This window comes from Opacimonas viscosa (genome assembly GCF_024199005.1).
Classification (GTDB): Bacteria; Pseudomonadota; Gammaproteobacteria; order Enterobacterales; family Alteromonadaceae; genus Opacimonas; species Opacimonas viscosa.
The window spans coordinates 1-240 of the sequence record NZ_JANATA010000304.1; the positions used below are offsets into that span (position 1 = coordinate 1).

General features: G+C 46.2%; 1 protein-coding gene. It reads right to left on the bottom strand.

Annotation, left to right across the window (positions count from 1 at the left end; all coding sequences use genetic code 11):
* A partial coding sequence (locus NLF92_RS13705) for a circularly permuted type 2 ATP-grasp protein (protein WP_254102823.1) occupies positions 1 to 240 on the bottom strand: 240 nt, incomplete at both ends.

Here is a 240-nt window from a genome sequence, read left to right on the forward strand (position 1 = left end):
ACGGTTCTCAAGCATGTAAGACACGCCGGAAGGTACCCGAAGATTGTCTTCTAACACATAAACGGTGCCATGGTGATCTCTGACTAAATCAGAGCCACAAATATGCGCCCACACGCCATTTTTTGGTTTGACGCCTTTGCATTCCGGCAGGAAATTTTTCGACGCTTCCAGTAGGCTTTTGGGAACAACGCCCGCTTCCAGAATTCGCTGGTCATTGTAAAGGTCATCAATAAACATATT